The organism is Corynebacterium sp. HMSC070H05, from assembly GCF_001837615.1.
Classification (GTDB): domain Bacteria; phylum Actinomycetota; class Actinomycetes; order Mycobacteriales; family Mycobacteriaceae; genus Corynebacterium; species Corynebacterium coyleae.
In genome coordinates this window covers 1-5,517 of record NZ_KV833324.1, presented here as the reverse complement: position 1 = coordinate 5,517, position 5,517 = coordinate 1, and the positions used below count along the sequence as shown (strand labels likewise).

The window sequence follows — 5,517 nt, the reverse complement described above, 5'->3', positions numbered from 1 at the left end:
TCGATATCCGCATCTGTCGGCACCGACAACTCAAGCCGCGGGGTGCGCAGGGCAAACGCATCAGACATGGTGAGTCCTGTCCTTACGCTTGCTCCACAACCGCCACAAAGAGAACTCACCCGCGGCACTCAGTACCGGCAGGGTGGACAGGCGTACGGCGCGGCGCACGGAGCGGTAGTCGCGGATAGCCCAGCCTTGGGCTTTCGCGTGGCGGCGCAGCGCACGGTCCGGATTGACGGCAACGGGGGAGCCGACCATCTCAAGCATGGGGAGGTCGTTGATGCTGTCGGAGTAGGCGGTGCACTGCTTGAGATCGTGTTGCTGCAGTAGGTCCTCAAGGAAGCGGCGGAGGTTTCCTTGAGAGACTGACCATTGTGCAAGGAATTCCCGCTGTTCTGACATGGCGATCGTGACTCTTTCGGTGGCGGTGTTAGCGTGAGCAATCATACAAGGGCGAGCGACGTAGGCACGATGAAGACGAGTTGCGATGAAGACGGTCGAGCTGATGGTGCGCTCCACGTGCGGTTCGTGCGAGCGGGTGGAGGCGCAGATCGCTCCGGTGGTGGAGAAGTGTGACACGGAGCTAGTGCTTGTCGACGTCGACCTGGACCCCGACAACGCCGCCCAATACGGCGATCGCGTGCCGGTTGTCGTCATTGATGAGGAGGAGTTTGCATGCTGGGAAGTAGACAACGCAGACCTTGAAGCCGAGCTCCTCTTTCCAACGCTGGGGGTTCTTTCGTTTTTATGTTGTTATGTTCGTTCCCGGTCCGTCGATGACGGGCGTAGCAGTGCACTCCGGGGGTGGGGCCGAGCTTCGCATCGACCCCTTCCCGTCGACCAACTCAGGTCAGCGCGGTGACGGTGCGGGCGACGCCGGAGTACGAAGGGATCCGCCAGATTGCAATAAGAAATCCAGCCCACACTCTGAGCTTGGCTCGGAGGCGGGCTGAACGATTGACATGAACCCTAGCATGAGCGAGGCTAGTTCCGCAGGCATGAAAACTCGTTTGTATCAATTTGATAGCTGTAGCTCCCCGGAGATGTTTGCTGGGCTCCTCCGCTAAGGTAAAAACTACGTAACTAGCGGGAGGTGAGTGATGACTGTTCGAATCGACATTGCAGCACCGACGTTGCGTTGGGCCCTACAGCGGACCGGCGTCACGGTTGAAGAACTTGCCCAAAAAAGCGATTTTCGGTTGGTCCGGCAATGGCTGGAAGGGGAGGTATCCCCGACGTTGCGTCAGGCCCAGCACTTGGCATCGCTTGCTTGTATCCCGTTTGGATACTTGCTTCTCGACGACCCCACGGATGACCAACCGGATTTTCCAGATTTCCGCACCGTAGACAGTAAGAAAGTAACCGAGTTCAGCCCGGAATTGAAGGAAACGATTTACGCCTGTGAGCGGCGTTTGGGTTGGTACGCCGAATTTGCTCGTGCAGAAGGCATTGAGCCCCCATGCTTCGGTGGCGAATGGACATTACGTGATAACCCGGACGATGCCGTGCGTGCATTACTTCCTCAGCTCGCCGATGCTGGATGGAAGCCAGGCAGGGCGGCTACTGGTCGAGAGAATGTGCTGGAATTAGCGGAGGCAATTGAGCACTGCGGTGTCTTGGTGATGCGAAACTCCGTACTTGGAAATAACAACCACCGCAAACTCGACATCGACGAGTTTCGTGCTTTCACACTGCTCGATGGTGCTTACCCCTTGATCTTCATCAACGGCAGTGATTACAAAGTTGGGCAGTACTTTAGCCTTGCTCACGAGCTAGGCCACGTGCTACTCGCTGCAGAAGGGCTCACTGGAGCCATGAACGATCATCACGATGTAGAGCGATGGTGTAACAGGTTTGCAGCTGCCCTGCTTCTGCCGCAGCATGCGTTGTTGCAGGAATGGGACAGAAATCCCGATCTGAAACACATCACTGAATGGGCATACGATGCGTACCGGGTAAGCGCGGATACGACACTGTGGTCCCTTGTGGGGCAGCGCCGCCTTGGCAAACCACAAGTGCAGGAATTCCTTCGGCAACGTCCCTCGAACCCTACGCCTCCGATTGTTAGTGGAGGCGGTGACTTCTTCGTCACGTTGAAGTCTCGGCTGGGTGGCCGGTTCTTGGACACAGTAACCGGCGCATATGCAGATGGCGCAATTTCTCAAGAGGAAGCTTCGCGCCAACTGGGCATTGCAAAGACTGCGACGCTGAAGAATGCGGTTACTCGTATGCAGGAGGTCGCATAGGTGTACCTCATCGATACGAATATCGTGATCGGTGCGTTCAATCACCGTCCGCGAGACATTTTTGAATCGTACGACGAGTCCGAAGACATGGTTGTTGAAGACCTTGAGTTCGGCGACCGCAAGTTCAAGATCGACTAGGGCGATTACTTTAACTTCAAGATTCCGCTGGTATCTTCCGTCCAGTCTGCTCTGGACGTGAAGCCGGGGGCAGTCAGCGAGGCAGTGGAAGGCATGTCCGAGCAGGTCGATACCTACATCGGCAAGCTCATGAAGGACGGAGTGAAGAACTCCAACAAGGTGGGCACCCTCCCGCTCGACATTGAGAAGAAGGACGCGTACAAGACGCTGGTGGCGCTGCGTAAGAAACTCAACGCCACTTCGGTTCCGAAGACTGACCGTTTCGTGATGGTTGGCCCCGAGATGGAATCGGCGTTGCTGTACGACGAGCGCCTGGACAAGGCAGTGAACAACAGCAATCTCTTGAACGGTGAGATTGGTCGCCTGCTCGGGTTCCGCATCATTTCCGCGCCGACGGTGCCGACGGTGGCGGGCCGTGAGGTGTCATTGTGGGCCACCCGATGGCTACCGCGTTCGGCTACCAGATCACGGAGGTGGCGGAATCGTCCATGCTGCCGTTCCGTTTCACCCGTGCGATTACGGGCCTCCAGGTGTACGGCGGTTCCGTGTTCCGCCCGGAGGTGCTGGCGACGGCTGAACAGGATGTGGTGGAGCCGACCACGGCGGGTGCTACCGAGTAGACGCTAGCCCGTAGCAGGCAGCGAAGGGGGTCAGGGTGTGTGCCTTGGCTCCCTTTACCCATACCTGGATGAAGGGCACACCATGAATAATCCGTATCAGGAAGAACTACTTAACCGTCTCCGTGACCATGAGAACGCGAGGGGTGAACGTGAACTGACCCGGCTTATCAACTGGGCTACATCCGCTGTGTTGAAGTACACAGCTGTGCGGACGCTCACTAAGACGATGATTGAGAAGTGGGTCAGAGTTAAGGCAGCAGGGTGTGTTCGATGCCGTCTAGGATCACATCGATGACGAGGTCGTAGTATTCCTCGGACATCGCTTCTTCTTCATCAGGGTGTGAGAGAGGCTCCAGGTAAGAGTTGACAATACTGGTCAGTCCAACAGATTGAGCCATCATAGGCTCAAGCCTGACAAGCATTTCGTGCAGGTTGTGGCGAGGCTGGATTTGATTGGATGCGCGCAGGTTTCTCGCTCCGATCGTGTGGATGATCGAGTTCGCGATAATTGTGTAGGCCACAGGCGAATTGTCACCAAACCCAGCTTCTTGTAGTTTGGCCCAGGCTCCATCGATCATCGGCAAAAACTGTTCGGTGAACTTGCCCCGCGCGAACCTGTCGGTAATCCCCGGATATGCTAACAATGCGGGGCGTAGATTGTGAGCCATAGCTCGAAACCAGGCTTTCCATTCAAGGTCCGGGTCGGGAACTTCAATCCCGACACATACCCGGTCTACAACAGCATCACAAATGGCTTCCTTGTTTGGAAAATAATGATAAATCACTGAGGGAACCACGCCCAGTTCACGGGCAATGTCCCGTACTGACCATCCCTCAACGCCACTGATCGCGCTTAACTGTACAGCTTGTTTGACAATCAGCTCGCGTGATAGCCCAGCCCTTCGCCCCGTTAGCACAGTGTTCATAAGGTGACCCTAACTTATTACTTGACCCTTACTAGAACACCATTCTACAATATCCCTAAGTGAAACAGTGTTCTAGTAATGGAGTGTAGTGATGCCCGACCCTCGTAGTGATAAGCCGACACAGAGCTCTATTGATCCAGGAGCGCAAGCGAACCTGGTAGTGGGAATCGTTTTTCTCGCCTTTATGGGGCAAATGATTCTCAATCCGATCATCGCGCCACTGTCACGACAGATGGGATTGCGGGAATGGCATATTGGCGCCACTATCTCTTTGGCAGCGATTGTACTAGCGAGCTTGAGTGCTTATTGGGGGCGAGCTTCCCAACGTGTCGGCGCTAAACGTGTACTCGCGGCCGGGCTTGTGATCGCGATCATCGCTTTGAGCGCCTTCGGTATTGTCTCCTACCTGGGGATGAACCAGGTAGTTGGCGGTGTCGGACTAGTTTTTGGTGTTGTGATCACTCGTGGTTTGCTCTATGGTGGAGGGATTTCAGCGATCGCCCCGACCGCGCAAGCCCACCTGGTCACGCATGCTGCCAGCGAGAACGGGCGGGTAAAAGCACTGGGCATGATTGGAGCGGCTCAAGGGATGGCCTCCATTGTTGGAGGTGTTACTGGAGGTGTGTTAGCCGCTGCTGGTGGCCTGCTCTTGCCCTTGGTGGTCATGCCCGTTGTGATGGTGATTGGTCTGGTTGTTCTCTTGGTGAGTTTCGCACCTCAAAGCCGAGGGCAACTTTTTGCAAAGCCTCAACGGATTCGCTTCACTGATCCGCGTGTAGCTCCCTGGCTAGCAACTGGTCTGGTGATGTTTCTTGTGTTTTCTTCTGTTGCTACGATTTTTGGATTCACTGTCCAAGACCGCTTCGCCCTGTCGGCAACTGCGACCGCAGGTATTTCCGCGATTTACCTGACCATCATGGGCGTGACCATGATCATTGCCCAAGCGGTGATTGCTCCAAAGACAGGGTGGGGAGCAGCGAAGCTTTTACGTACTGGTCTGGCCATTACACTAGTTGCAACTGTGCTCATTTGGCCTACCTCCTCGCACGCTTTACTGGTTGTCGGGTGTATCGTGCTGGGGGTAGGTATGGGACTGGCGATGCCCGGGTACAACACTGGCCCAACCTTGAAGATGAGTGTAGATGAGCAAGGCGCAGTGGCTGGCATCATCAACGCTAATAATGGGTTGGCGTACGCGATTGCCCCGCTGGCTTCGACCGCCCTTTACGGGTGGAACCCGCTGGCACCCTTCGCCGTCTGTATCGCCTTGATTGCAGTGGTCGTCATCTACGCCCACACCGCACCCGCACTACGCCAATAACTATGAGCGTGCCTGAAGTAGCCGTTCCATCACGTTATCCGCAGGAGTCGGCCCCGAGTAGTCCACCAGCGAGTTGGCTTTGACGACATCGAAAATCTCGTACCAGAGCGTATTCGCCTGCTTGCTAAACGACTGAGACATGGCCACGAATGGGGACGCGATAGCTGTTAGGACCACGGATTTAATAACACTGTGGTGAGTATCCAGTAACGCCCGAGTGAGTATCGGGTAACACTCGGGCGTTGACTATGAGCCGCTACTGCGTA

General features: G+C 55.8%; 6 protein-coding genes and 2 pseudogenes. 5 read left to right on the top strand and 3 right to left on the bottom strand.

Annotation, left to right across the window (positions count from 1 at the left end; all coding sequences use genetic code 11):
- Nucleotides 1-60: 60 nt before the first annotated feature.
- Entirely contained in the window at nt 61-402 is a 342-nt protein-coding gene (locus tag HMPREF2617_RS12305) for an HAD family hydrolase (protein WP_070840317.1), read from the bottom strand.
- Between the two features lie 85 nt (nt 403-487).
- Between HMPREF2617_RS12305 and HMPREF2617_RS12300 the strand changes: the two are divergent.
- From HMPREF2617_RS12300 to HMPREF2617_RS06065, 4 genes and pseudogenes are all read left to right on the top strand, one after another.
- Nucleotides 488-715, top strand: a pseudogene (locus HMPREF2617_RS12300) (glutaredoxin family protein); the annotation flags it as partial.
- 385 nt (nt 716-1,100) lie between these two features.
- Nucleotides 1,101-2,246: an ImmA/IrrE family metallo-endopeptidase gene (locus tag HMPREF2617_RS06075; protein WP_070840316.1), complete on the top strand. Its 1,146-nt coding sequence runs from the start codon at nt 1,101-1,103 to the stop codon at nt 2,244-2,246.
- Nucleotides 2,247-2,384, top strand: a complete 138-nt coding sequence (locus HMPREF2617_RS11895) for a type II toxin-antitoxin system VapC family toxin (protein ID WP_141758925.1) — start codon at nt 2,247-2,249, stop codon at nt 2,382-2,384.
- Nucleotides 2,385-2,812: 428 nt separating this feature from the next.
- Nucleotides 2,813-3,004, top strand: coding sequence for a hypothetical protein (locus HMPREF2617_RS06065; RefSeq protein ID WP_070495014.1), 192 nt, complete (start codon nt 2,813-2,815; stop codon nt 3,002-3,004).
- 248 nt (nt 3,005-3,252) lie between these two features.
- Here HMPREF2617_RS06065 and HMPREF2617_RS12175 read toward each other — a convergent pair whose 3' ends face one another.
- The gene (locus tag HMPREF2617_RS12175) at nt 3,253-3,930 is read right to left on the bottom strand and encodes a TetR/AcrR family transcriptional regulator (RefSeq protein ID WP_070462451.1); all 678 of its coding nucleotides are present in this window, start codon (nt 3,928-3,930) and stop codon (nt 3,253-3,255) included.
- Between the two features lie 91 nt (nt 3,931-4,021).
- Here HMPREF2617_RS12175 and HMPREF2617_RS06055 point away from each other — a divergent pair, with 91 nt between their 5' ends.
- Nucleotides 4,022-5,251 carry an MFS transporter gene (locus HMPREF2617_RS06055; RefSeq protein WP_070840315.1) on the top strand — a complete coding sequence of 410 codons (1,230 nt, stop codon included), beginning with the start codon at nt 4,022-4,024 and terminating at the stop codon, nt 5,249-5,251.
- Here the strand turns inward: HMPREF2617_RS06055 and HMPREF2617_RS11700 are convergent.
- Nucleotides 5,252-5,416, bottom strand: a pseudogene (locus HMPREF2617_RS11700) (terminase); the annotation flags it as partial. It lies immediately after the preceding gene.
- Between the last annotated feature and the right edge of the window lie 101 nt (nt 5,417-5,517).

Coding starts and splice junctions, on each gene's coding strand:
- HMPREF2617_RS12305 (WP_070840317.1), bottom strand. CDS start 402: ATGTCAGAACAGCGGGAATTCCTTGCACAATGGTCAGTCTCTCAAGGA.
- HMPREF2617_RS06055 (WP_070840315.1), top strand. CDS start 4,022: ATGCCCGACCCTCGTAGTGATAAGCCGACACAGAGCTCTATTGATCCA.
- HMPREF2617_RS06075 (WP_070840316.1), top strand. CDS start 1,101: ATGACTGTTCGAATCGACATTGCAGCACCGACGTTGCGTTGGGCCCTA.
- HMPREF2617_RS12175 (WP_070462451.1), bottom strand. CDS start 3,930: ATGAACACTGTGCTAACGGGGCGAAGGGCTGGGCTATCACGCGAGCTG.